General features: G+C 63.2%; 22 protein-coding genes. 8 read left to right on the forward strand and 14 right to left on the reverse strand.

The features are described 5' to 3' along the window. Positions 1–17: 17 nt before the first annotated feature. Positions 18–131 (forward strand): 2-oxo acid dehydrogenase subunit E2, encoded by a 114-nt coding sequence (locus HK439_RS11795; RefSeq protein ID WP_235987830.1) that lies wholly within the window; start codon positions 18–20, stop codon positions 129–131. 8 nt (positions 132–139) lie between these two features. Here the strand turns inward: HK439_RS11795 and HK439_RS11800 are convergent, their stop codons facing one another. After that, complete coding sequence (locus HK439_RS11800; RefSeq protein WP_190291712.1) at positions 140–769, reverse strand: TetR/AcrR family transcriptional regulator; 630 nt, start codon at positions 767–769, stop codon at positions 140–142. A 151-nt stretch (positions 770–920) separates the two neighbouring features. Here HK439_RS11800 and HK439_RS11805 point away from each other — a divergent pair, with 151 nt between their 5' ends. The 7 genes from HK439_RS11805 (at position 921) to HK439_RS11835 (ending at position 8,839) form a co-directional block, all read left to right on the forward strand. Continuing rightward, positions 921–1,754 carry an FAD binding domain-containing protein gene (locus HK439_RS11805; RefSeq protein WP_190291713.1) on the forward strand — a complete coding sequence of 278 codons (834 nt, stop codon included), beginning with the start codon at positions 921–923 and terminating at the stop codon, positions 1,752–1,754. Continuing rightward, positions 1,751–2,251 carry a (2Fe-2S)-binding protein gene (locus HK439_RS11810; RefSeq protein ID WP_190291714.1) on the forward strand — a complete coding sequence of 167 codons (501 nt, stop codon included), beginning with the start codon at positions 1,751–1,753 and terminating at the stop codon, positions 2,249–2,251. The genes HK439_RS11805 and HK439_RS11810 overlap by 4 nt, the downstream gene beginning before the upstream one ends. After that, the gene (locus tag HK439_RS11815) at positions 2,248–4,629 is read left to right on the forward strand and encodes a xanthine dehydrogenase family protein molybdopterin-binding subunit (protein ID WP_190291715.1); all 2,382 of its coding nucleotides are present in this window, start codon (positions 2,248–2,250) and stop codon (positions 4,627–4,629) included. Before HK439_RS11810 ends, HK439_RS11815 begins: the two co-directional genes overlap by 4 nt. 47 nt (positions 4,630–4,676) lie before the next feature. Further along, positions 4,677–5,732: a C4-dicarboxylate TRAP transporter substrate-binding protein gene (locus HK439_RS11820; RefSeq protein WP_190291716.1), complete on the forward strand. Its 1,056-nt coding sequence runs from the start codon at positions 4,677–4,679 to the stop codon at positions 5,730–5,732. Between the two features lie 90 nt (positions 5,733–5,822). Then, positions 5,823–6,386 (forward strand): TRAP transporter small permease subunit, encoded by a 564-nt coding sequence (locus tag HK439_RS11825; protein ID WP_190291717.1) that lies wholly within the window; start codon positions 5,823–5,825, stop codon positions 6,384–6,386. Continuing rightward, entirely contained in the window at positions 6,383–7,711 is a 1,329-nt protein-coding gene (locus HK439_RS11830; protein WP_190291718.1) for a TRAP transporter large permease, read from the forward strand. Before HK439_RS11825 ends, HK439_RS11830 begins: the two co-directional genes overlap by 4 nt. 411 nt (positions 7,712–8,122) lie before the next feature. Beyond that, positions 8,123–8,839, forward strand: coding sequence for a Crp/Fnr family transcriptional regulator (locus HK439_RS11835; RefSeq protein WP_190291719.1), 717 nt, complete (start codon positions 8,123–8,125; stop codon positions 8,837–8,839). A 23-nt stretch (positions 8,840–8,862) separates the two neighbouring features. On the opposite strand, the gene HK439_RS11840 is transcribed toward HK439_RS11835, so the two are convergent. The 13 genes from HK439_RS11840 to HK439_RS11900 form a co-directional block, all read right to left on the reverse strand. Beyond that, positions 8,863–10,080: an NnrS family protein gene (locus HK439_RS11840; protein WP_190291720.1), complete on the reverse strand. Its 1,218-nt coding sequence runs from the start codon at positions 10,078–10,080 to the stop codon at positions 8,863–8,865. 10 nt (positions 10,081–10,090) lie between these two features. Continuing rightward, complete coding sequence (locus HK439_RS11845; protein ID WP_190291721.1) at positions 10,091–11,125, reverse strand: FAD:protein FMN transferase; 1,035 nt, start codon at positions 11,123–11,125, stop codon at positions 10,091–10,093. Beyond that, positions 11,122–11,682, reverse strand: a complete 561-nt coding sequence (locus HK439_RS11850) for a nitrous oxide reductase accessory protein NosL (RefSeq protein ID WP_190291722.1) — start codon at positions 11,680–11,682, stop codon at positions 11,122–11,124. The genes HK439_RS11845 and HK439_RS11850 overlap by 4 nt, the downstream gene beginning before the upstream one ends. Beyond that, positions 11,679–12,509: an ABC transporter permease gene (locus HK439_RS11855; RefSeq protein ID WP_190291723.1), complete on the reverse strand. Its 831-nt coding sequence runs from the start codon at positions 12,507–12,509 to the stop codon at positions 11,679–11,681. Before HK439_RS11855 ends, HK439_RS11850 begins: the two co-directional genes overlap by 4 nt. Positions 12,510–12,513: 4 nt before the next feature. Next, entirely contained in the window at positions 12,514–13,422 is a 909-nt protein-coding gene (locus HK439_RS11860) for an ABC transporter ATP-binding protein (RefSeq protein ID WP_190291724.1), read from the reverse strand. Further along, positions 13,419–14,708: a nitrous oxide reductase family maturation protein NosD gene (locus HK439_RS11865; RefSeq protein WP_190291725.1), complete on the reverse strand. Its 1,290-nt coding sequence runs from the start codon at positions 14,706–14,708 to the stop codon at positions 13,419–13,421. Before HK439_RS11865 ends, HK439_RS11860 begins: the two co-directional genes overlap by 4 nt. A 2-nt stretch (positions 14,709–14,710) precedes the next feature. Then, complete coding sequence (gene nosZ, locus HK439_RS11870; RefSeq protein ID WP_190291726.1) at positions 14,711–16,621, reverse strand: TAT-dependent nitrous-oxide reductase; 1,911 nt, start codon at positions 16,619–16,621, stop codon at positions 14,711–14,713. Between the two features lie 31 nt (positions 16,622–16,652). After that, positions 16,653–18,872 (reverse strand): NosR/NirI family protein, encoded by a 2,220-nt coding sequence (locus HK439_RS11875; RefSeq protein ID WP_209011755.1) that lies wholly within the window; start codon positions 18,870–18,872, stop codon positions 16,653–16,655. A gap of 338 nt (positions 18,873–19,210) precedes the next feature. Continuing rightward, positions 19,211–20,005 (reverse strand): sulfite exporter TauE/SafE family protein, encoded by a 795-nt coding sequence (locus HK439_RS11880; RefSeq protein WP_190291727.1) that lies wholly within the window; start codon positions 20,003–20,005, stop codon positions 19,211–19,213. 285 nt (positions 20,006–20,290) lie between these two features. Next, a complete protein-coding gene (locus HK439_RS11885) occupies positions 20,291–21,499 on the reverse strand; it encodes an FAD-dependent oxidoreductase (protein WP_190291728.1) in 1,209 nt (402 codons plus the stop codon). Beyond that, positions 21,496–22,326, reverse strand: coding sequence for an ABC transporter permease (locus tag HK439_RS11890; RefSeq protein ID WP_190291729.1), 831 nt, complete (start codon positions 22,324–22,326; stop codon positions 21,496–21,498). Before HK439_RS11890 ends, HK439_RS11885 begins: the two co-directional genes overlap by 4 nt. Beyond that, complete coding sequence (locus tag HK439_RS11895) at positions 22,319–23,086, reverse strand: ABC transporter ATP-binding protein (RefSeq protein ID WP_190291730.1); 768 nt, start codon at positions 23,084–23,086, stop codon at positions 22,319–22,321. The genes HK439_RS11890 and HK439_RS11895 overlap by 8 nt, the downstream gene beginning before the upstream one ends. Before the next feature lie 84 nt (positions 23,087–23,170). Further along, positions 23,171–24,193: an ABC transporter substrate-binding protein gene (locus HK439_RS11900; protein ID WP_328804151.1), complete on the reverse strand. Its 1,023-nt coding sequence runs from the start codon at positions 24,191–24,193 to the stop codon at positions 23,171–23,173. Between the last annotated feature and the right edge of the window lie 27 nt (positions 24,194–24,220).

Raw genomic sequence — 24,220 nt, forward strand, 5'->3', positions numbered from 1 at the left:
CCTTCCAGCCGAAACCCATGGTGCCGCTCGATCTCTCCTACGATCACCGCGTCATCAACGGAGCCGATGCAGCACGGTTCCTGGCTACATATGCAAGCCTCATCAGCGAGCCGAAAAGGATGATGCTCTAGGAGCAAATTCAATCGCCCGGCGCGATCCCGAACGAAAGCAGGAAGCGGTCCACTGCCCTTGAGATGGCCTCGGACGGGTCGTCCGGGCACGGCATGCGGTAAATGTGCTGGCGGATGCCGATGTAGACGATGCCGCCGTGCAGGTTCCAGATGTCTTCCATCACCGGAGTTTCGTCCGACCGGGCCGCGAACTCGATTTCACCGAGCAGCGGTCTCAGGATCACGTCGCCCAGGTGCTTGAGGTAGCGCCGGTTGAGTTGCGCTCCGTAGAGACCGGAAAACATGAAGATCCGCATCCACTCATACTGGAAGATGAGCGTGCTGTACTCGGTATAGAAGTCGAGCAGCCGCTGCCTGAGCGAGACCGAACGGTCGGTCAGGCGGGTGGGCCAATCGGGTGACAGGCGGTTGAGATAGACCTGCTCGTAAACCGCCTCGATCAGGTCGTCCTTGGTTGCGAAATAGTTGAAAAGAAGCGATTGGGTCACGCCGAGCCGCTTGGCGAGATCGCGCGTGTTTCCCTCCAGTCCGACCTCGGCGAAGAAGGCGACGGCACCGTCGACGATCTGCTGGCGGCGTTCACCGGGAGGTAGCCTCCGTCGGCTCGACCGCTCGTCACATTCAGCGACTTTTGCCATTCCAATCACATCCCTCTATCGGCGTCCCGTCATACGTCACGAAATATTCTACTTGCAATCTTTCGCTTTTTATAGATCATTTGCTCAATAAGACTGAGCATCTGCTCAATAAGCGACGCGAGGAGGCGTCGCAACAAGGGAGGGAGACGCCATGAAGGCATCGGCGGGCGGCTATGCGCGTGCATCCGACGTGCGGCAAGCCTTGGAAATGCTTGCCGCCAGCGACGGGAGCGGTCGCGTTCTTGCGGGTGGTCAGAGCCTGATCGCCGCGATGAACATGCGGCTTTCCACAGGCGACATCCTGGTCGATATCTCGCGTATCGAGGAACTGGCCGGTGTCCGGGAAACGTCCGACAGCCTTTGGATCGGGGCGCTGACGCCCCATGCGGAAATCGGGCGGAACGCCCTGATCCGCGATCATGCCCCTCTCCTTTCCCAGGCCGTCGGCTTTATCGCCCATGCGGCAATCCGCAATCGCGGGACGATCGGCGGCGCACTCGCCCATGCGGATCCGGCCGCGGAGTTTCCCGCTGGCGTGCTTGCGCTCGGCGCGACCCTTCATGTGGAAGGACTGGACGGACCCCGTGACATCCCGGCTGAAGATTTCTTCCAGGATATTTTCGAGACGGCCATCGATGACGGTGAAATCCTGACGGGCATCTCGATCCCGAAGGCCGCGTCGGACGAGCGGCAGACGATCACCGAAGTCGCCCGCCGGTCCGGCGATTACGCGCTCGCCGGCGTCTGCCTGGTGAAGCGTTCGGGCAAGCACAGGCTTTCGCTTTTTTCCGTCGCTCCAAAACCGGTTCTGGCCGTGCAGGCGATGGCGGAACTCGACCGGGGCGACATCGAGGGCGCCGTCCGCGCGCTGCAGGCGGACATCGACCCGTCCTCCGACACACAGGCAACAGCAACCTACCGCCGTCATCTTGCCGGCATCCTGCTGCGGCGCGCCGTGGCGACGATCCAGGGAGAAAGCGAATGACGGGACTGTTTCGAGACAAGGTCGACATTGCCCTGACGGTGAACGGCGAGCCGGTCGAGGCGCGCGTCCCCGCAGGCCAGCACCTCGTGGACTTTCTCCGCGCATCACTCGGTCTGACCGGGGCCCACGCCAGCTGCGAACACGGTGTTTGCGGCGCCTGCACCGTGCAGGTCGACGGCAAGGCGGTGCGCGGCTGCCTGATGCTCGCCGCGCAAGCCGACGGTGCGGAGGTCTGGACCGTGGAAGGTCTCTCCGACACCGCCGAAATCAACGATCTGCAGGAAGCCTTCGTGGAACGCAATGCGCTCCAGTGCGGGTTCTGCACACCGGGGATGCTCATCGCGGTAAAAGAACTGCTTGCCGGCGGGGGCGTGCCCTCGCGCGCTGAAATCCGCGAACACCTGTCCGGGAACTACTGCCGCTGCACGGGATATGAAGCCATCGTGGATGCGGTCGAAACCGTGGCCCGCGCGCGCGCTGAAAGGGGGGCGGCATGACCATTCAATTCGGAAATCCGGACCGGCCCAATTCCTATATCGGGAAGACGGTTCCCCGTCCGAACGCCAAGCGGCTCGTCCAGGGGCGCGGTATTTATGTCGACGACATCGTGCTGCCCCGTCTCGTTCATGTCGCCTTCGTCCGCTCCCCGTTTGCCCATGCGAAGATCAACGGCATAGATGCCGCGGAAGCGCTGAACGTGAAAGGCGTTCTGAGGGTCTTCTCCGGTGCGGACATCGCAAAGGTGTGCACGCCCTGGGTGGCGGTTCTCGCACACCTGAAAGGCCTGAAGTCGCCGCCCGAATATCCGATCGCCGTGGACCGGGCCTGCTGGGTCGGTGAGCCCGTGGCGGCCGTGGTTGCGACCTCGCGCGCAGCCGCCGAAGACGGCGCGGCCCTGATCGACGTGGACTATGAGCCGCTTGCCGCCGTCACCGAAATGATGACCGCACTTGATGCCGACACCCCCGTGCTTCACGCGGATATGGGCGACAACCTCGCCTTCCAGCGCCTGCACGAGCAAGGCGATGTCGATGCGGCCCTCAAGTCCGCTCACAAGGTCATATCGGCGCGGTTCGTCACCGGCCGTCATACGGGCGTGACGCTGGAACCGCGCTCCATCCTGGTCGACTGGAACCCGGCCGAGGAACAGATGACCGCGTATCATGCGACCCAGGCGCCGCACATGATCCAGACAGCGCTGGCCAAGCATCTCGACCTGCCGGAAGGCCGTGTCCGGGTCATCTGCGAGGATGTGGGCGGGTCCTACGGCATCAAGGTCCACGTCTATCCGGACGAAGTGGCAACCGCTGCCATTGCAAAGATCATGGGCCGGCCAGTCAAGTTCGTGGCCGACCGCCTGGAGAGCTTCACCAGCGACATCCACGCCCGCGATCACGAAATCGAGGCAAAGATCGCAGTCCAGGAAGACGGCACGATCGTCGCCATGGACGTGGACGACTGGACGGCGATCGGCGCCTATTCGGTCTATCCGCGCACCTCCGCCATCGAGGGCAACCAGGTGGTGAACCTCTGCGGCGGGCCTTACAACTTCAAGCACTACCGCGCGAAGACCACGGTCGTCTTCCAGAACAAGACACCGACCTGCCAGTACCGCGCGGTGGGTCACCCGATCGCGGTTGCGATCACGGAAGGGCTCGTCGACATGGCAGCGGCGGAGATCGGGATGGACCCGGTCGAAATCCGCCGGCGCAACATGTTCAGGGACGATGCCTATCCGGCAACCTCGCCCGCCAACATGCGGTTCGAGGGCCTGTCGCACCACGCCTCCCTGAACAAGCTTCTGGAGCTGATGGATTACGACGGACTGCGCGCCGAACAGGCGGAACTGCGCAAGCAGGGCATCCACCGCGGGATCGGCATTGCCAGCTTCATCGAGCTGACCAATCCCTCGCCGTTCATGTACGGCATCGGCGGCGCACGTATCTCAGCCCAGGACGGATGCACCGTGCGGATGGATCCCGACGGCTCGATCGTGGCCCTGTCCGGCGTGACGGAACAGGGACAGGGAACCGAGGCGATGCTGAGCCAGGTCGTGGCAGAGGGGGTGGGCGTACCGCCGTCCAGGGTCCGCGTGATCACCGGCGATACCCAGGTCACGCCCTACGGCGGCGGAACATGGGCCTCGCGCGGGGCCGGCATCGGCGGCGAGGCCGCCCTGCAGGCGGCGCGAGCGCTTCGGGACTCGATCCTCGAGGTGGCGGCGGCAATGCTGCAGTCGGAACAATCGAAGCTCGATATCCGGGACGGCGCCGTGGTCGACAGTGCGACGGGCGAGGCACGAATGCCGCTGGAGGAACTGGGCCGGATCGTCTATTTCCGCGGGGATACGCTGCCGAAGGGGCTGCCGCGCGAGCTGGTTCAGACCCGGCACTATATCACCTCCGACTATCCGTTTGCCTTCACCAACGGTGTGCAGGCCTCCTATCTGGAGGTCGATACCGACACGGGGATCGTGAAGCTTCTCAAGCATTGGTGCGTCGAGGATTGCGGACGGGTGATCAACCCGCAGCTCGTCGACGAACAGATCCGCGGCGGGATCGTCCAGGGCCTGGGAGGCGCCCTGTTCGAGGAAATCCACTATGACGCCGACGGCCAGCTTCTGAACGGCTCGATGGCGGATTATCTCGTGCCGATGGCGGCCGAGATGCCCGATATGATCATCGGCCACGTGGAAACACCGACGCAGGAGAGCGTACTCGGCGCCAAGGGTGCCGGGGAAGCGGGAACGGCCGGGTCTCCGGCAGCCGTCATGAATGCGATCAACGATGCCTTGCGGCCCATGGGCGCGCAGGTCACCGAGATGCCGTTCACGCCTGAACGGATCCTTCGGGCACTTGGAGCCTTGAAGGACTGAAGCAAATGGGGCTCAGGAGGAAGAGCCCCGTATCTAGGGAGGAAATCATGAAATTCATTACCTTGGCGACCGCGACGGCCATCGTCGCCTGTTCCGCGGGCTTCGCCGCCGCGCAGCAGACCATTACGGTGAATATCGGTTCATCGCACCCGGAGCAGAACATCTGGGTCTATGCGATGAAGAACACTTTCGAACCGGAAGTGAACCGCATCCTGGAGGCTGCCGGCGAGTACAAGATCAACTGGGTCGAGTCCTACGGCGGCACGCTCTACAAGTTCACCGATACCCGTGAAGCCGTCATGGACGGCATCGTCGACGTCGGCATGGTCGGCACGGTCTGGGAAGGCGCCAACATGCCGCTCCAGAACGTGACCTATTTCACGCCTTTCGCCACCGAAGACCACAAGATGATCATCGAGATTTTCGATGACCTGTCGGAAAACCTGCCCGAACTTCGCGACAGCTGGGCCGAAAACGGCATGGTTCACCTGTCATCGCTGATCACCGACAGCTACGACATCTATGCGACCTTCCCGGTCAATTCGATGGGTGACCTCGCCAACCGGAAGCTGAACGCGCCCGGAACGTCGGCAAACTGGCTGCGCGGTACGGGCGCCACGCCGGTCGATGGCGCGTTGACCACCTACTACACGAACATCCAGACGGGCGTGACCGAAGGCACGCTGTCATTTGCGTCAGGCATTCTGCCGACCCGCGTCTATGAAGTCGCGCCGGAACTCACCCGCGTGGGCATCGGCTCGATGTATTTCGGCGGCATCGCGGCCAACAAGGATTTCTTCGAGGGCCTGCCGGAGCCGGTCCAGAAGGCCTTCCGCGAAGCGGCCAAGGCAACCTCCAAGGCCCATGGCCAGTATGTCGAGGATCTCGCCAAGCGCGCGCTGACCGAAATGCAGGACGCGGGCCTGACGATCCACGAACTGCCCGAGGCTGAAAAGATGGCCTGGGTCAACGGCCTGCCCAATATCGTGGAGCCGTGGCTCGAGCAGACCGGCGATGCCGGCCGCGTGGTCCTGAAGGCGTATTTCGATGCGCTGCGTGCGCACGGCGCCAAGCCGTTGAGGGCATGGGACGAAGGCCTCTAGGATCGACCTCACGCCTCAGGCGATAACAGCACTCTCCACCCGCCCGGCCTCCGACCGGGCGGGTGTTTGCAGATTGAAATGGATGCGAAGATGACCGATGACACCAATGCCGAAACCGACGACGCCTTCGTCCCGGCCTTCTCGGAGGCGCCCATCGGCGCGACCCTTGGCAGTCTCGCGGCTATCATGTCTTCCGTCGGCACGCTCGCGATCGGAGCACTCATGGTGCTCATCGTGGCGGATGTTCTGGGACGCAACTTCTTCAATGCACCGATTACCGGCGTCGCGGAAATCGCGGGCCGCGCCGTCGTCGCCATCGTCTTCCTGCAGGTGGCCGCCGCGATCCTGCAGAAACGGCTGACCCGCGCCGATTTTCTGATCCGGCGTCTCCATCGCGTTTCGCCAAAGGGGGTGTGCCTGATCGAAGCGCTGTTTTCCATCGCCGGCATGATCGTGTTCGCCCTGATCGTCTGGGCCTCCTGGCCGAAACTGGCGAGCGCCTGGGCAACATCCGAGTTCTTCGGCGTCCAGGGCGTTTTCACCATTCCGACATGGCCCTTCAGGGGCATCACGGTCCTGGGATCCGCAGCAGCGGCCCTCGCCGCGCTCTACCGCGCGCAAGACGAAATCCGCAAGTTCCGGAGCCTGCCATGACCACCCTGAGCATCGGGCTCCTGCTAGTCGGCGCGCTGATCCTTCTGGTCCTTTTGGGAATGCAGATCGCTTACGCGCTGTTCCTGGTGGCCTTCGCCGGCATCTGGATCATCCGCCACAATATCGATCTCGCCTTTCGCATGCTGGAACTGACCGCCTACAGCGGGATTGCGGATTATCTTTTTGCGACCATCCCGCTGTTCGTGCTGATGGGACTTCTGGTCAGTGTCTCGAATGTCGGGCGGGATACGTTCGAGGTCGCCGAGGAACTGCTTCGCCGCGTCGTCTGCGGACTTGGTGTCGCGACCGTCGCGGCCAACACGATCTTTGCCGCCGTGACCGGTGTTTCCATTGCATCGGCCGCGGTCTTCACCCGCGTCGCCGTTCCGGAAATGAAGCGCCACGGCTATCGCTCCGCGTTTTCGGCCGGAACGGTCGCCGGCTCCTCGGTGCTTGGCATGCTGATCCCGCCAAGCCTCCTGCTCATCATTTACGGCGTGCTTGCGGAAGTCTCCATCGGCGGCATGTTCATCGCCGGCATCGTGCCCGGCCTGCTGCTCGCGGGCGGGTTCGTGGCGATGCTGATCTCCGTGACGCTGCTGTTCCCCGGTTTCGTGATGACCGATCCGGAAGCCGCGAAAAAGCGCCGGCTGGACCGCGATTTCGAAACCATGCCGGTCGGGCGGATGATCGCCAAGCTGGTGCCGATCATCTTGCTCGTTATCCTGGTTCTCGGTGGCCTCTACTCCGGCTTCTTCACCCCGACGGAGGCCGGCGGCGTGGGGGCTTTCGGCGCCCTGCTCGTCGCCCTGTCGCGGCGGTCCCTCGACCGTCACAATCTCTGGCAGGTGATGAAACAGACGGGCGTTATCTCGGTTTCGATCCTGCTCCTTCTGATCGCGGCGAGCTATTATTCCCGCATGCTGTCGATCGCAGGGCTGCCCAACGCGATTGCCGGACTGGTCAACCAGAGCGGCCTCGGCCCCATGGGTTTCATGGTGCTCTGTGCGAGCCTCATCCTCCTCATGGGCATGATCCTCGACAGCACATCGATCCTTCTGATCATGGTTCCCATCGCAGCCCCGATCGCGCAAGGCATGGGGATCGATCTCAGCCAGTTCGGCATTGCGATCGTGATCGCGGTGGAAATCGGCCTGCTGACGCCGCCGTTCGGGATCTCGGTCTTCACAGTCCATAACACGCTCAACGACCCGGCGGTCTCCGTTGAACAGATATTCGCCGGTACCCTTCCGTTTATCGCGGTGATGCTGTGTGTCCTGCTGCTCGTCATTCTGATCCCGGGCATCGCGACCGTCTTCCTGTGATCGATCGAGTGAAGCCTTCGCCTATGCGTTGATCAAACGACGATGCGCAGGCCGTTTCGTCGCCGGACGGTGCGAACCCTGTGTTCACGAGATCGACCTGGCGGGGATGGATGCAGAGCCTGGCGGCAAAGCCGGGGTTCCAGGCGCTCCGGACGTCTTCACCCGGACCGGCCCCGTCGTTCAGGGGAACCGTTACGCTGTCGAAGGGCTGGACCAGTCTCGCGCGACGGGATGCGATGACCATCTGGAACCGGGCGGAAGACCTCTGGTCCAACATCAACCTGAGGAACCTCAGGAAAAAAATCCAGCTGAGCGGACCCGTCATTCGAGCCGCCAAAGATTGCAATTTCCAAACCGATGAGGTCTGTCCTATGTCATAAGGCGTCGGCGCATTTGGAGATAGAAGCAGGCATGGCAATCGGTTTGACCAGCAATGATCTGGAACTGATCAGGAAGACCGCGATCCTGGGCGGTCTGGGAGACGAGGCCCTGACGGCATTGTTGTCGGATGCCGTGGTGAAGACGCCGGAGCATGGCGAGGTCCTGTTCGTTCAGGGGGATCCGGCGAGCGCCTTTTTCGTCGTGCTCGATGGCTGGATCAAGCTTTACCGGATAACCGTTGCCGGGGAAGAAGCGGTGGTCGGCATCTTCACAAAGGGCCAGAGCTTCGCCGAGGCGGCCGCCTTTACCGCGGGCATGTTTCCGGTCAGCGCGGAATGCGTGACCGATGCCCGCCTGCTGATGTTTCCGTCAAACAGGCTGTTCGACCGCATCCGCCAGAACCCGGAACTGGGCCTGTCGATGCTTGCCTCAACCTCGCAGCATCTGCACGGACTGGTGCACCAGATCCAGCAGTTGAAGGCCCATACGGGCGCCCAGCGCCTTGCGGAATTCATGCTGGCGCTGGCACCCGTCGAGGAAGGCGCCTGCACGATCGCCCTGCCCTACGACAAGGCCCTGATCGCCGGCCATCTCGGCATGAAGCCGGAAAGCCTGTCGCGGGCCATTGCCCGCCTGAAGGAGGTCGGCGTTACCGTGAAGCGGAACATGGCCACCATTCACGATGTCGACCGCCTGCGGAACTTCTTCGAACAGGAACGCGCCGAGGTCCTGAGATCGCGAAGCTGAGGCGTTGCGCCGCGCGCGCCAGGCTAATCGGCAGCGCTGTTGCGAAACGCCAGGATCGGCAGATAGATCCAGACATAAAGGCCGAAACCCAGGAGCCACAGGGCGCCCGACAGGTACATCGTCTGAAAATAATCCAGAAACCCGGTCCCGAAAGCCCGCACAAGAGCTGCCGCGAAAACGCAGAGATAGGCGATCGCGATCGGCTTTGCGACAATAAGCGGACGCCCGGCGTGCCCGAGCGACGCCCGGGTCATCATTGCAAGCGTCATGCCGCCGACCGCACCGATCGCCAGCAGGTGCAAGGCGGAGGTTTCATCAAGGAACGGGGTGAGATGCGCCGCCGCCAGGGCGAGATAGGCGATTGCCAGAAAGGTAAAGGCGAGATGCAGCACCCATAAGATAGGTTCGCGCCAGGTCAGCAGGCCGCGCCATCCGGCGACCCGCATCCCGTTCGCAATGCCCGCCACGAGGCACAGGCTCCCGAGGACGACCCCAGGCACGGGCAAGGCACTCGCCACGGCGGCGAGGACGGAGGCGAGGATTGCGATCTTGTCCAGAGCCGGGCGGACCTGCGGCAATTGTCCGGAATAGCCCCGCCGGTTGAGCGCATTGCGGGTAAAGCCCGGTACCACGCGCCCGCCGATGATAACGATCATGGCCGCGCTGGTGTAAAGGCCGAGCCTGGTGCCCGCGATCGCCGTGTCATCGGTCCAGCCCAACCATTCCAGATGCATCAGGAGATTGCCGGTGAACATGGCCGTGAGCAGTCCGAGAAAGATGACGTTACGAAGCTGCGTTTTCTTCAAAAGGTTGCTGCCGATCTTCAGGCCGAGCAACGGGATGAAGGCCAGATCGATGACGGCGACAGCCAAGGGGTCGAAATAGGCGGAAAACCAGATCGCCAACCGCCCGGCAAGCCAGACCAGGCCGGTCGTCGCGACGAAGGCGGATCGGGCGGACGGCGAGCCGGTCCAGTTGGGCACGGCCGTCAGGAAGAAGCCGGCCATCACCGCAACCGTGTAGCCGTAGATCATCTCGTGGGCGTGCCACAGATACGGAGCCATGGCCATGGGCGCTTCCGAAAACGCGCCGCCTGCGGCATGAAGGCCCAGCCAGCCGATCCATGCGGCAATCGACAGGACGGCGAAGCATCCTGCGGCCAGAAAATAGAGCCGGAATCCGGCCGTCAGAAAGACCGGAAGTCCGGTCCCGGCTCCTTTAAGCGCTGCTGTCCGTGCCATGTTTTTATCCTCACGTTGAGGCGCGAAGCACAGCTTCGCTGCCGTCCGTTCTCAGGAGGAAGGCCTGTGCTCCTGCAAAGCCGTCGAGAGCTTTTGCAAGGATCTGTTCGCCGCAGACCAGTGCTGCGGTCGACAGGCCGTCGGCGACGGTCGCCGACGATGCGACGACACTCGCTCCTGCCAGACCCGAGCGCGCGGGCCGGCCGGTTCGCGGATCCAGGATGTGCGACACGCGGGCCTCCCGGTCGAAGGTCGTGCCGGAAAGGGCCGAGGTGGCAACTGCGCGGTCCTTCAACACGATCCGCCTCCCCTGCTCCACCTCACCCGGCGCAAGCAGCACCTCCCAGCCGGCAGGCCGTTCGGGATCATTCCCGGACGCGGCGATCTCGCCGATATTGACAAGAATGTCCGTAAAGCCCTCGTTCTTCAGCAGCGCGGATATCCGGTCGGTCATATAGCCCTGGGCAATGCCGTTAAGGGTCAGCGCCATGCCGGGCCGTTCGAAAGCCACCCGTTCCGGGGCGATCTGCACCTTGTCGAAACCGGTCAGCTGAAGGACGCGGTCAACGTCTTCTGGCGCAAGCGCTGCATCCGTTTCGCGGTTCCCGCCAGCATAGGTGCGGGCATAGAGGTCCCACAGCGGCTGAACCGACGGATCGAAAGCGCCGGACGTCGTCTTGTGGATACTCCGGGCGGTTGCCAGAAGGTCGACCAGTTCAGGCGGCGGCGAGACGATTCGACCTTCCCGGTTCAGTTGCGCCAGCGCGCTGTCGGTCCGATAGAGACTGAACACCCGCTCCAGGCGCCGGATCTCCGCCTCCATTGCGGCAAAGACTTTCCGCGCATGGTCCCGGTCGGTATCGGCGAGCCTGATTTCCGCTCCCGCGCCAAGCGCGATGCCGTGCCAGCGTTGTATCGCGGATTTGCCCAAGGCCAGTGCGGGGGACATTGCCAGCGCGGGAGACATCGCCACACCGGCCGCAGCGGCCGAAATGGTCAGGAAACGGCGCCGGGACAGCGGTTTGGCCTGGGTGAGCGCGGTCATTGGCTTGCCTCCACCATGGTCATCGCCTCATGTCCGGAGCCTTCTTCCGATACGACGGAGCCCAGAACATAGGATGCCGGAATTTCGGACAGGCGGACGATGTTGCCGCCCTCATCGGTGACGAAGGCTTTCGCCCCCTCCTCGCTGCCAAAGGGAATGACCTCCGGGGCTCCCATGCCGCCGGTCTTGCGGCTGCCGATCACGAACCAGGCTTTCTCCGCGTCGACCCAGTTGTCCTTGCCGGGATTTTTCCAGCTTTCCGCCTTGTCCATGTCGCTGACATAGACGGCGACATAGTCCTTGGGCTCTTCGGGAGACAGCGTGAAGGCGATGGCATCTCGAACCTGGGGGAACCAGAGCGGGAACGGATTTCCTTCCAGATGGATCTGCGCCTTGGGACCTTCGTGCTCGAGCGCGGCCATATGGCAGTAGTAGCCGGTCGCATCCTCGGTCATGGCCACCGGGGTGGGCTTGGCAGCCTTTGTTTCCTCCTGACAGGCGGACAACCCGAAGCCGGCCACCAGCGCAATGATGAGAGCGGAAACTTGGCGTTTCATGGCGTAATCCTCCGGATCCGGACAAGGGCAAGGCAGAGCGCGAAAACGGTTACGCCGGCGATGGATGCAAGTGCCGCCACGGGCGGGAACGGCAGGCTTTCGGCGACGCCGGCCATGCCGCCGACGAGGCTGCTCGCCCCGAGCGAGGCCAGGTTGAACAGGCGAAAGGCGTCGGCCGGATTGAGCATGATGGCGTAAGGGAAAACATGGGGCGCAAAGGTGCCGCCTGTGTCGGTCACCAGCAGACCGAGCAAGGCAAGATCGTAAAGCACCACCAGGATCAGCCAGGCGCCGATCGCAAGCGCCGCCGAGGTCGAACTCTGCCGTGTCAGTGCGCTGAGGACATAGCCGACGGCCAGGAAGGCAAGACCGAGAGCGGCGGATGTCAGGATGAGCCGGACGAAATCGGCCAGTCCCGCGGGCGAACCGGCGCCGACGGCATAAAGCAGCAGGCCGGTAGAGCCGTAGCCGATCACCAGCGCGACGGTCAGCACCATCAGGTGACCCAGCGCCTTGCCGAGCAGGAATTCCGTGCGCGAGATCGGGCAGGAGAAGATCAGCAGCAGCGTGCCCCGGTCGATCTCGCCGGAAATTGCATCGAAGGCGAGAAGCAGTGCGATCAGCGGCACCAGATAGACGGAGAGGCTGGCGAGCGAGGCGACGGTGATCGTCATGCGATCCACGCCGAGCGTGCCGGCCGGGGTCGAGCCGAGAAGGGCAAGCGCCAGGGAAAAGGCGGCCAGGATCAGCGTGGCCAGCATGATCCAGCGGTTGCGCAGTCCAAGACGCAGTTCCTGGCCGGCGACAGTGAATATGCGAGTGAACATGGGATCAAACCTCCCCGGCCGTGATGCCGGAAAAATGGCGGTAGACATCGTCGAGAGACGGCAGGTGCATGTCGACATCGTCGACAAGGCCGCCGAGTTCGCCGATCGAGGCAAGGCAGGCGACCTTGCCTTCCGGTTCGCAGTAAAGCTCAACGGAGCAGCCGTTGACGCGGGTCCCGCCGAGCCTGTCGGCGATCCGGTCGGCCGCCCCGTCTGTTCCCCGGACCCGGATGCGGATTGGCAGCCGTGCCCTGGCGCGGAGGGCTGCAAGCGTATCGTCGGCCACGAGCTGTCCCTTCGACAGGATCAGGATGCGGTCGGTCCGGGCTTCGACTTCCGTCAGCGCATGGGAGGAGAGCAGCACGGTCGCCCCTCCCGCGGCAACTTCCTCGATCAGTTCATAGAAGTTCTGCCGGGACACCGGATCGAGACCGCTGGTCGGCTCGTCGAGCAGAACCAGTTTCGGATGGCCGATGAGCGCCTGGGCAAGGCCGAGGCGCTGGCGCATGCCCTTGGAATAGGCGCCGACTTTTCGGTTGGCAGCGTCGCTGAGGCCGACCCGCTCCAGCAGGTCCAGCGACCTTTTTCTGTCCGCGCCCTTCAGCCGGGCGTAGAAGGCCATCACCTCCCTGCCCGTCAGTGCCTTCTGGAAGGCGACGGCCTCCGGCAGATAGGCCGTGCCGGCGCGGGAAGCGCCGCTGCCGGGCGTATGGCCGAGGACAGCGATATCGCCACTGTCGGGCCGCAGGAAGCCGAGCGCCATCTTGAACAAGGTGGTCTTGCCGGCGCCATTGTGGCCGAGGAGCGCGATCCGTTCTCCGGCGCGCAATTCGAACGACACGTCCCGGATCACAGCGTTACGGTCGAAAGATTTGTCGACGTTTTTAAGGGTCAGTGTGGCTGCTGGGGTCATCCTTGAACTCCCGCATGAGGCGTTTTGAAGTCCGGCGCATGCATCAGCGGAGCGCTGTCGACGATGCCGCCGGGAAGAAGCGATGGAAACTGGGACTGGGTCCACTGGAGAAGCTGAACCGCGGGACTGCCCGTCAGGAGCTTTGCCGCCGGCCGTGTCCACAGAAGCTGGTCGACCATGTCGTTCGGCCGGTAGGTGCTGTCGGCAATGCCGTCGCCGTTGAGGTCGAAGGCGGCCAGATCCGACCAGAAATTACCGCGGCCGTTTTCGCTCCAGTCCAGATTGCGGCTGCCGACGTACTTGACCTGGGTCTGGTTGCCGATGAAGGCATTGCCGGCGAAATGGTTGCCGGCCGATCCGGCGGTAAAGTGAATGCCGATCGGGCATCCCTCGAACCGGTTGGCTTCGACCGTGTTCTTGTTGGCGTTGTACATGAACAGGCATTTTTCGCCGCCGTCCTCCACCCGGTTGCCGACGATCTTCGCGTGGTTGGCGTAGTTCAGCATCAGACCGTGGTTGCGGTCGCGGACGGAGAGATTGTTTTCGATGGTCAGCCCGTTGGAGAACATCAGGGCGAAGCCGATGTCGTTGCCGACGGAGACATTGCCGGAAATCACGCCCTTGTTGCCGTACATGTAATGAATGGCGAAGCGCAGATCCTCGAACCGGTTGTTGAGGAACTTATCCTTGTGGCTGGCATTGACGAAAACGCCGTCGCGGCCATAGCGGATGGTGTTGAATTCGGCGGTCAGGCCCGGCGCGTTCCAGACGTAGAGCCCATTGCCGCGCTCGTTCATGCGCAGGTCCTGCCGGCCTTCGATCAGATTGCGGGCGATATGAACGTCCTTTGCGCCGTGAACGTCGACACCGGTCAGGTTGTTGAGAAGCCGGTTATTCTCGATGGTGGCGCCGCGCGCTTTCTGCGTGAGCTTGATGCCAGCGTCCAGGGTTTCCTGGGACAGACCGGAACCGGTCAGGGTGAGCCCAGTAATCGTCACCGCCGGTGCTTCGACGGTGACGACACTGCCTGTCCCGGTACCCACAAGCCGGGCAGCCGACGCACCGCGGAGCGTAACGCTCTTCTTTATGACGATGGGGCCATGGTGCGTACCTGGCGCGAGCCGGAGAACGTCCCCGGCCTGCGCGTTTTCAAGAGCGTCCTGAAGATTGCGCCCTCCCGCCGCGACCTGCCATTCCTTCGCCCAGGCCGGAGCAAAGGCCGTGGCCAGGAGGCAGCAGGCTGCGAGAAGCGTTCTCGACGAAAGAAGCGGGAGAGCGCGTTTCATGGTCAGGCTCCGCGCGGCTCGACCAGCATGCGTCCGCGCATTTCCATGTGCAGGGCATGGCAGAACCACTGACAGTAGAACCAGTGCACTCCGGGCCGGTCGGCGGTGAAGGTGACCGAAGCGGTCGCCTGGGGCGCCACTTCCATGGCGACACCGTAGTTGGAGATGGTGAAGCCGTGGGTCAGGTCGTCGATGTCATCGATGTTGGTGACATAGACCGTGACCTCGTCCCCCTGCTTGACCGTGAATTTCTCCAGACTGAAAATCGGCGCGGTCGAGTACATGTAGACACGCACCTTGTTGCCGTCCCGGATCACGTCGGCGGCATCTTCCAGGTCGATTCCGTCCGCCTTGGCCTGTTCCACCGCGTCGGCGAACATCGGATCGTTCCGGTCCCAGACCGTGACCGGGTTCACCTTGGAACGGTGCACGATGATGCTGTCATGGGGCTCGGCGAAGGTCGGTCCGTCGTGAACAAGGGTCATGCCGTCGTCGGAGATATCGATGAGCTGCTCGTTCTCCGGCTTCAGCGGACCGACGTTCAGGAAGCGGTCCTTGGAGAACTTGTTCATCGAGATCAGCCATTTGCCGTCGGCTTCCGCCGTCTCGCCCATGGAGGTCGAGTTGTGGCCCGGCTGGTAGTGGACGTCCACCTTGGAGATGATCGGATCGACGTCCTCCCCCGCATAGGCACGGACGGCCTTGTCGATGTTCCACTTCACCACCTGGCTGTCCAGGAACAGCGTCGTGAAGGCATTGCCCTTGCCGTCATAGGCGGTATGGAGCGGACCGAGGCCGAGCTGAGGTTCGGCAACGACGGCCGACCGCGGATCCACATCGGTTTCGAACAGGGCATCCAGCTTGGTGACGTCGATGACCGAGCAGGTCGGCGACAGCTTGCCGTTGATGACCACGTGCTTCTTGTCCGGGGCTGTATTGACGCCGTGCGGGCTGTTCGGGATCGGGATGTAGCGGGTGTACTTCTTGTTGGATCCCTTGCGCCCGTCCACGACCTTGACGCCGTTCAGTTCCTGGTAGTCGCCTGCGGCGATGCCCTTCTCGATTTCCTTCAGGTTGAACACGACCACATGATCCAGCTCGTTGGCCGTCATCTCGGCCAGGTTCATGCCCATTTCGGAGTTGTAGCTGGTGGAAAAGGCGTATTTGCCCTGGTAGTCGCAGTCGGTGTTGTCCAGGTTGCCGGACACGATCACCTGCCAGGCCACTTCCATCGTATCGCCGTCTATGGCGGTGAAGATGTTCACGTACTGGGACGGATCGTCGAGGATCTTGCCGTCGTTGACGAGCGGAGCTTCGTGCTCGCTGTTGGCGAAAACATAGCCTGTGCGCGGATATTTCTGCGGACGCATACCGTGGATGTCATGCGCATTGGGAATCTCGATGATCTTGTCGCATTTCATCACGTCGCAGCGGACGCGGGCCACGCGGGTGTTGGCCTTGTCGTTCATGAACAGATAGCGCCCGTCATAGGTGCCTTCGGTGAAGGACATATGCGGGTGGTGCAGGTCGCCGTTGTCGTAGGTGACCTTGCCCCGGGCGGCCAGGAACTCCCTGGTTTCCGGCGTCAGGCCCTCGGTCAGGATCTTCAGAGATTCGTTGGTCTGGCCCCAGCCGGTAGCGGAGCAGCGATTGAACACCGGCACCCGCATGAATTCGCGCATGGAGGGAACGCCTAGAATGCGCAGTTCGCCGGTCTGGCCGGAGGACCAGAAGCCGTAATATTCATCGAGTTCACCCGGCGACAATTCGAACTTCTGACCGCCTTCGGCCGCATAGACAGGGTTCGCACCGCCCAGGGCGACAGCGCCCATGCCGGCGACCACGGCCGTCTTGGCCGTGCCACCCAGCAGGTCTCGGCGGGACACGCCCGATTTGGTTGACTTCTCCGTCATGACTTTTCTCCTTGCTCTCGTCGTTCGGAGTTCATTCCGCCGGAACCGGGGCCGATTTCGCCCCCCTGGCATCCGGTTTTGCGATGCCGGTCTGGACTTCGAAGCGTTTGCGCTTGGCGAGCTTCTTGATGCAGACGGGGCATTTCTGGTTGTGCTGGTACAGAACCTGGCAGTGCAGGCAGTTCAGGCACTCGTTGGGATTGATGTTGCCTTCCGGATGAATGGCCTGGACCATGCATTCCCTGGCGCAGCGCTGGCAGGGATTGCCGCATTCGCGGTAGCGCTTCAGCCAGTCGAACATCCTGAGCCGTGCGGGGATCGCAAGCGCCGCGCCCAGCGGGCACAGGTAGCGGCAGTAGAACCGCTCCACGAACAGGCCGACGAGCAGAAGCGCGACGGCGAATGCGACAAACGGCCAGGCGCGCTGGAACTTCAGGATGATCGCCGTCTTGAAGGGCTCGACCTCGGCATAGTGTTCGGCGAGATCGAGCGAGTAGAGCGACACACCGAACAGGGCCAGAAAGATCATGTACTTGACCGGCCACAGGCGCTCATGCAGCCCCCAGGGCACCTCGAACTGGGGAATGCGGCACAGCTTGGCGATCCGGTTCGTCAGTTCCTGCAGGGCGCCGAAGGGACACAGCCAGCCGCAGAAGGCACCACGGCCCCAGAAGATCAACGCGGCGGCGACGGAGAACCACAGCAGGAACACCAGCGGATCCATCAGAAACGCGTCCCAGCTGAACTCGGTCGTCAGCGAGGAAAAGAAGGCGAGCACATTGACCACGGAGAGCTGCGCATTCTCGATCCAGCCGAGCCAGACCAGCGTGAAGGTCAGGAAGGCAATGCGGAACCAGAAGGTGAAACGTTCGCTGCGGGTGACCTGCATCTGGAAGAAGAACACCAGTGTCAGGACGCCGATGGCGCCTGCGAGGATGAGCACGTCGACCTTGCGGGTCTTCCAGATGCGCATCCAGAGTTTCTGGGCGGCCGCCTGATTTTCGGTAACCTGCGAGGTTTCAGGCGCTGCAGCAGCAGAGGTCTGCCGGCTGGCGGGATCGACCATCAGGTAGGACTTCGGCAGCCGGTAGCCGAGGTCGAAGGTCAGGAACACCTTGTCGATGGCACCGACCGGCCGCTGCACGAGCAGTTGCAGGCGAAACTCCTCAGCGGGGTCGAAGCCGCTGTCGGCGGGAATGGTGAAGAGATCCATCTCCTTGAAGGCGGGAGCGCCTTCGGCGTCGATTTCCCCCAGCTTGTGATGCTGCCGGTCGTGGAAGCGGACGGAAACATCCTTCTGGACGAGCTGGATGCGGTCGAAGATGCCACCGCGCACATAGCCGGATCCCTTGAAGGAATAGCGGCCCCGCCCCATCACCAGCAGGACATGCTCGCCCTCTTTCAGACGGGCTTTGAGGTTGGCGTATTCCGCATCGCCCAGGAGCGACCGGCCGATGGAGGGCACGTCGGCGAGCGCCAGGTACATGTCGATGTAGGTGTCGGTCTCCGGCCCTTTCTCGGGACGTGCAATGGCCCGGGGATCGCCTTCGCGGACGAAAGCCTCGTTGAGCTGGGCCACGTCGAGCGACAGCCGCCTGACCGACCCGTCCCCGGTCAGGCTCTGCCAGTCCGCCGTTTCGTCACGGGACGGATCGATCACCATCTTCGGACCGCTGGCGCCGGCGTCTTCCTTGAGGCCGCCGAGGCCGAGGCTCTTAGCGACCTTGAGGCCGGAGCGAATGATGGAATCGTCGATCACCATGATCGTCACGGTGGCGCCGGAGATGATGTCCAGGTCATGCGCGGACCCGGCGTCGGTGGCTTCCGCCTTCAGATCGAGGCCGGCATATTTCCTCGTCACCGCCTTGATCTTGCTGTCCGGGATCCCGACCAGGACGATGGGCTCGGAATGCTTGACCAGCTTCACGCCGGTGAGCACCGCATCCTTGTCGATGCCGACGAGCGTGTGGATAGGCTTGCCGGAATATCCGGTGGTGGAGACGAAATCCGAGGTCAGGAACACCCAGCCGATCGTGTCCCCGCCCTTGAGCGCGGGAACCACCGGAACGTCCTTTCCCGGTTCGCCGTAGCTGTCGGCACCGGGCACCAGTTCCGATACCGGCGTATCCGGAAGAAACCTCGACAGCTCGGCCGCGGAAGCCTCTCGTGCGGTTATCGCCACGGCCAGGATGGCGAGCGCCAGACAGAGACCTCTAAGCCAGTTCTGATTCTGAACTCGATGGAAAGACAATGGGAGTGCTCCGAAATCCGGATCGGTTTGAAATTCGGAGCATTGGTTTCATGTTTACGCGCGCGCTTACTTGACGATCGTCAAGCTGCGCGAAGTTAAATTTATTCAAGTATTTTCGAATATTAGAATGTCGCTTTTGCTGAGATCCCGGCAACGGGGGCACTGCCGGGAAACGATGGCGGGCAGGCCAACGACAAGCGGGCCGAGCGATTGTGGCGGCAGGCCTGGTAGACAGCACCTTCAGACCGGCTTTCCACAAACTGCGTCTGCAGGCATGAAATCATGGCCGGCAAGCCGGTTCCATCAGGAAGACAGAAGCGGGTATCCGGGCCGGCGGTTCAGGCGCCCAGCATCTGGCCGACGCTTCGGTAAAGCATATAGGTGGCGACCACGAAAATAAGGCCGGCGAACAGGGTGTTCAGCGTGCCTTTTCGCGCCGACAGCCTCTTGGCGAGCGCCCCGCCGATCAGACCGCCGAAAATACCGCCGCCGATGAAGACCGCCGCAAGCACCCAATCCACATAGCCTGAGATTGCGTAATTCAAGGCCGTCGTCAGCCCGAATGCGGTGACCGCGACAAGGGAGGACCCGATTGCGAAAATGATCGGCATGCCGGTCGACGCCAGCAATCCGGGCACGATCAGAAAACCGCCGCCAATGCCGAAAAAGCCGGAGAAAACGCCGGTCAGACCGCCAAACCCGAGAACCTTGTGCACGTTTTCCCGCGAGCATTGCGCGCCGGGGTTTCCCTCCGCCCCGCGCTTGCGGAACATGAGGCCGCCCACCACGAACATGAGAATCGCAAACAGGAAAAGAAGGTTCTGACCGTCGACGATCTTGCCGACGCTGGACCCTATGAATGCGCCGACAATACCGGCGACGCTATAGAAGGCCGCGCAGCGCCATTTGACGTTGCCCAGACGCGCGTGGCTCAGGAGATTGGAAAACGCATTGGCGGCAACGGCGAACGCGCTGGTTCCGATCGCCAGATGGGCGCTGGGAACACCGACCAGGTAAACCATCAAGGGAACGGCCAGGATCGAACCGCCGCCACCGAACATGCCGAGCGTGAACCCCACCAGTCCGCCCGAGAGAACGCCGAGGCCGTATTGTATTGGTTCAAGATAGGTCATCTGTTCCCCGACCATTGTCCGGCCGGGCCACCTGTTTTCCTGTTTTTTACGATATCACCCGACCGAAGGCCTTCAAATGCGGCCCCGGCAACGCGGCGGACGTTTTGTTGCCGGGAACATAATAGGATCGATACTTTCATACAATGTGAAATAGTACGGAATTCGCTTCCGCGCAAACCCGGCCGTCCAAAATCATACGGCTCTTTTGGTCCGCCGGCATTGCTTGTGGGTCGCGCGGCGGGGTTTCCTGATGATTTTCAGGTTGGGCGCTGCATACGCGCCTGACTAGGCCCCGCCACGCGCACTGAATCGCCCGGCCGCCTCGCCGGTGGCGAAAGCGGTGCCCATGACGCGGATGGAGGCGTAGGCGGCGCTGTCGGCGCCGATGACTCGGCCGGCGTAGCACAGGTTTTCAAGGCCCTTGGCGCGCAGGCAGTCGAGCGGGATATCGGCAAAGCCCTCGCCGCCGATGGAGCGGTAAACCGGCTTTCCGGGAACCGAATGGTCCTCGATCGGCCAGGCGGCACGGGCGACCCCGTCCGGACGGCGGCGGCCGGTTAGGAGATCCTCGCCGGTGAGTTCGTAGCGTGCCGGCGGATGGCGGCTTTCGCGCACGCCGATCTGGGGCCCGGTCTGGGCCAGGTAGGCGTTCTCGAAGCCCGGCACATGCTTGCGCAGCACGTTGACATAGTCATGGGCGGCGGCACGGGAAGCCTGCTCTGCCCGGGTGAAACTTTTCGAACTGAGATCTTCCAGCGGATGGTCGAAGATCATCCACCACATCTCGCCGGTCTGCGGCACTTCGGTGTAGATGCCGCCGTCGGTGCGGGCCACGGGCCAGTCGCCGGTCCTGTTGTAATTCTCAAGCGCTGCAATAATCGCCTCGCGGTCGATGGGCACGGACGGATTGCGCCCGCCGACCCGGATCGGGCCGGAGACGGCCTGCAGCTTGCCCTCCTCATTGCCTGTCCGGCAGGCAAGACCGGTCAGGAGTGCGAGATTGGCATCGCCCGTGGCATCGACGAAGGCTTCGCCGACCACGCGACATCGTCCGTCCATGCCGGCGAGCGTCACCGATTCCAGCCGGTCGGCGGTGCGGGTGACCGCCGCGACCCGGGTGTGCAGCAACACGTCGACGCCATGGCTCTGAAGCACCCGGTCGAGCGCCAGCTTCACCGCCTCCGGTTCCAAAAGGATGATCCAGTTCGACGTGGTCGGCGAGCGGAACGGATCGCAGGCAAGACCCAGCGCGCGCAATTCATCGAGCACGAGGTCGGCGACACCGCCGACGGCTTTTATGGGATCCGGGCCCTGCTGGAAGAAACCGCAATAGGCAAGCACGTTGGAGGTGGTCGCGGCCCCGCCGAGGAAGCCGTATTTTTCCACCAAGAGCACCTTGGCGCCTTCCTGCGCCGCGCCGAGAGCAGCGCCAACGCCGCCGGCACCGCCGCCGGCGACGATCACGTCATAGTCTGCCTCCGGCTTGCGGCTCATGAGCGCCATCCGAGCAGACGGCGCTCGATCAGGCCGATGACGGCGGAGACGATGACGCCGAGCAGCGACAGGATCACCACGCCGGCGAACAGCCGTTCCAGATCGTAGAGCGAGCCTGCTTCCAGGATATAGGCGCCGATGCCGTATTGGGCGCCGAGCATTTCGGCGGCGACCAGAAGGATGATGGCGATCGCCAGGCTGATACGCAGGCCCGACAGGATGCCCGGCATGGCGCCGGGCAGGACGATCTTGCGGACGATGGAGAACCACGACAGGCCGAAGCTCTGGCCCATGCGGATCAGCGACCGGTCCACATTGTCGACCGCGCCATAGGTGGCGACCACGGTGGGGGTGAAGGTGCCGAAGGCGATCAGGGCGTATTTCGAGCCTTCGTCGATCCCGAACCAGATCACGAAGAGCGGCAGCAGTGCGATCTTCGGGATCGGGAAGATCGCGGCGATCAGCGGCACCAGTCCAGCCCGGATATAGGAGAACAGGGCAATGACGACGCCGACGGAGACGCCCGCGCTTGCCCCGATGGCCGCGCCGATCACCAGGCGGGAGAGCGACAGCGACAGATGCTTGTAAAGCAGGCCGGAGGAATAGAGCTCGCCGAGCGTCTTCAGGACATCGGACGGCCTGGGCAGGGTCAGGCTGGAGATCCAGCCCGTGCGCGTGCCCCATTCGACCAGGGCGATCAGCACGGCGAAAACGGCGAAGCCGACCCAGCGGCGGCTTTTCGGCGCGAAGCCGCCGCCGCGGAAGCGGACTTCGATCTGGCGGTCGTCCGCCCGGGCGGGTGCAGAGTTCAGCGAGAGATCAGACATCGATCAGCTCCTCATCCGCCGCCCGCGCCTCTTCGCGCATCAGGCCCCACAGGTGCTTCTGGATATTCTCCAGGTCCGGGTCAGCGTAGCCGCGTTCGACCAAGGGCTTGTCGATCGTGACGATCTCGCGGATACGGCCCGGCCGGCGCGACAGCACGACGACCGAATGGCCGAGCCGAACGGCCTCGGCAAGGTTGTGGGTGACATAGACGGCGGTAAACGGTGTGCGCGTCCAAAGGGCGATCAGATCGTCCATCAGCAATTCGCGTGTCTGGCTGTCGAGGGCCGACAGCGGTTCGTCCATCAGCATGACCGCCGGGTTGACGGCCAGCGCCCGGGCGATGGCGACGCGCTGCTTCATGCCGCCGGAGAGCTGCTTGGGCAGGGCCCTGGCGAAATCGGTCAGCTTGGTGCGGGCCAGAACGTCAGTGATGATCGCGTCGGCCTTGGCACCCCGGATGCCGTGATCTTCCAGCACCAGCGAGACGTTGCCGCGCACGGTGCGCCACGGCAGCAGGGCGAAGTCCTGGAAGATATAGGTCAGCGGGTTCAGGCAGTTTTCCGGCGGTGTGCCGAGCTGCAGGACGCGGCCGGAAGCAGGCCGCTCCAGCCCGCCGGCAAAGCGCAGCAGGGTGGACTTGCCGCAGCCCGACGGCCCGACAAGGCAGACGATCCGTCCGGAGGGGATGTCGAGCGTGATGTCCCGGAGCACTTCCATATCGCCATAGGAATGGCTGATGGCATCCAGTCTGATGTCCATTTCGGTTCTCAGTTCAGGAATAAAAAAAACCGGCAGCGATCCTTGGTGGGTTGTTCAGATCGCCGCCGGGTGGGAGTCGCCCTCTTAGGAGTCGATGGTTTCGACGTAGCTGGTGTCCAGAAGCGTATCGAGGGTGATCGCCTTGTCGACCAGGCCTTCCGACTGGAACCAGTTCAGCTGATCGCGCACGGAGGCCACGTTCAGGGCCGCGCCGCGGTTGAGCAGCATGGAGCCGTTGATGATCGACGGAGCGGCCTTTTCCAGCGGCCGGTCGGAGTAGACGTATTTGTGGATCAGCTCGACCATCTCGTTGATGGCGGCCTCGCCGTTCTTCTTGTCCACCATGGTGTCGTCATAGTCGGCCACACCGGCGGAAAAGCCCTTCAGGAAGGCTTCGGTCAGCGCGCGGTCGTCGGCGGCGTTCTTGGCGGAGGTGAAGACGGTGGTCACCTGGTAGTTCGGCAGGTAATCGGCGACGTTGCCGATGATATGGGCCGCGCCGGAACCGGCCAGCGGCTTGGCGATGTGCGGAACGATGGACCAGGCATCGATCTGGTTCGACTTCAGCGCGCCGATGATGGCGCCGACCTTCTGCAGCGGCACGAACTCCGGCGTCACGCCTTCCGCGGCGCCGATCTTGGAGCCCATGTAGTGGAAGGAAGAGCCGGCCGTGGTCATGCCGAAGCGCTTGCCGCCCAGGCCCTTGGGCGAGGTCAGGCCGGCCTTGAAGGCTTCGTCGGACGCCAGGATCTTCTGGCCGTCGATGCCCGGCGCCTCGGACAGCGCCCCGCCGATCACCTTGACCGCACCCTTGTCGGCCAGAGACACCAGACCGCCGGAAATCGCGGTCACGCCGAAGTCCACGTCGCCGCTGGCGATTGCCACGGCCATGGGCTGGGCCGCCTGGAAGAACTTGAGTTCGACGTCGAGGCCGGCATCGGCGAAATAGCCGCGTTCCAGCGCGATGAAGCTGCCGGAATGGCTGGTCAGATGCAGCGCACCGACGACGGTCTTGCGGTTCTGGGCAATGGCCGGACGGGCCAGCCCTGTCAAGGCCGCAGCCCCCATCAGGCCCAGCGTTTCACGTCTGTTCAGTTTCACCATGATTTCCTCCCTGAGTGTCTATGGTGTTGG

This window comes from Roseibium aggregatum, from assembly GCF_014692675.1.
Lineage (GTDB): Bacteria > Pseudomonadota > Alphaproteobacteria > Rhizobiales > Stappiaceae > Roseibium > Roseibium aggregatum_C.

Excerpts from the sequence above, each read along its gene's own strand:
- HK439_RS11860 (WP_190291724.1), bottom strand. The coding sequence starts at position 13,422 with ATGACCCCAGCAGCCACACTGACCCTTAAAAACGTCGACAAATCTTTC.
- HK439_RS11880 (WP_190291727.1), bottom strand. The coding sequence starts at position 20,005 with ATGACCTATCTTGAACCAATACAATACGGCCTCGGCGTTCTCTCGGGC.
- HK439_RS11885 (WP_190291728.1), bottom strand. The coding sequence starts at position 21,499 with ATGAGCCGCAAGCCGGAGGCAGACTATGACGTGATCGTCGCCGGCGGC.
- HK439_RS11800 (WP_190291712.1), bottom strand. The coding sequence starts at position 769 with ATGGCAAAAGTCGCTGAATGTGACGAGCGGTCGAGCCGACGGAGGCTA.
- HK439_RS11865 (WP_190291725.1), bottom strand. The coding sequence starts at position 14,708 with ATGAAACGCGCTCTCCCGCTTCTTTCGTCGAGAACGCTTCTCGCAGCC.
- HK439_RS11840 (WP_190291720.1), bottom strand. The coding sequence starts at position 10,080 with ATGGCACGGACAGCAGCGCTTAAAGGAGCCGGGACCGGACTTCCGGTC.
- HK439_RS11810 (WP_190291714.1), top strand. The coding sequence starts at position 1,751 with ATGACGGGACTGTTTCGAGACAAGGTCGACATTGCCCTGACGGTGAAC.
- HK439_RS11825 (WP_190291717.1), top strand. The coding sequence starts at position 5,823 with ATGACCGATGACACCAATGCCGAAACCGACGACGCCTTCGTCCCGGCC.
- HK439_RS11855 (WP_190291723.1), bottom strand. The coding sequence starts at position 12,509 with ATGTTCACTCGCATATTCACTGTCGCCGGCCAGGAACTGCGTCTTGGA.
- HK439_RS11815 (WP_190291715.1), top strand. The coding sequence starts at position 2,248 with ATGACCATTCAATTCGGAAATCCGGACCGGCCCAATTCCTATATCGGG.
- nosZ (WP_190291726.1), bottom strand. The coding sequence starts at position 16,621 with ATGACGGAGAAGTCAACCAAATCGGGCGTGTCCCGCCGAGACCTGCTG.
- HK439_RS11805 (WP_190291713.1), top strand. The coding sequence starts at position 921 with ATGAAGGCATCGGCGGGCGGCTATGCGCGTGCATCCGACGTGCGGCAA.
- HK439_RS11895 (WP_190291730.1), bottom strand. The coding sequence starts at position 23,086 with ATGGACATCAGACTGGATGCCATCAGCCATTCCTATGGCGATATGGAA.
- HK439_RS11835 (WP_190291719.1), top strand. The coding sequence starts at position 8,123 with ATGGCAATCGGTTTGACCAGCAATGATCTGGAACTGATCAGGAAGACC.
- HK439_RS11795 (WP_235987830.1), top strand. The coding sequence starts at position 18 with ATGGTGCCGCTCGATCTCTCCTACGATCACCGCGTCATCAACGGAGCC.
- HK439_RS11890 (WP_190291729.1), bottom strand. The coding sequence starts at position 22,326 with ATGTCTGATCTCTCGCTGAACTCTGCACCCGCCCGGGCGGACGACCGC.
- HK439_RS11845 (WP_190291721.1), bottom strand. The coding sequence starts at position 11,125 with ATGACCGCGCTCACCCAGGCCAAACCGCTGTCCCGGCGCCGTTTCCTG.
- HK439_RS11830 (WP_190291718.1), top strand. The coding sequence starts at position 6,383 with ATGACCACCCTGAGCATCGGGCTCCTGCTAGTCGGCGCGCTGATCCTT.
- HK439_RS11850 (WP_190291722.1), bottom strand. The coding sequence starts at position 11,682 with ATGAAACGCCAAGTTTCCGCTCTCATCATTGCGCTGGTGGCCGGCTTC.
- HK439_RS11820 (WP_190291716.1), top strand. The coding sequence starts at position 4,677 with ATGAAATTCATTACCTTGGCGACCGCGACGGCCATCGTCGCCTGTTCC.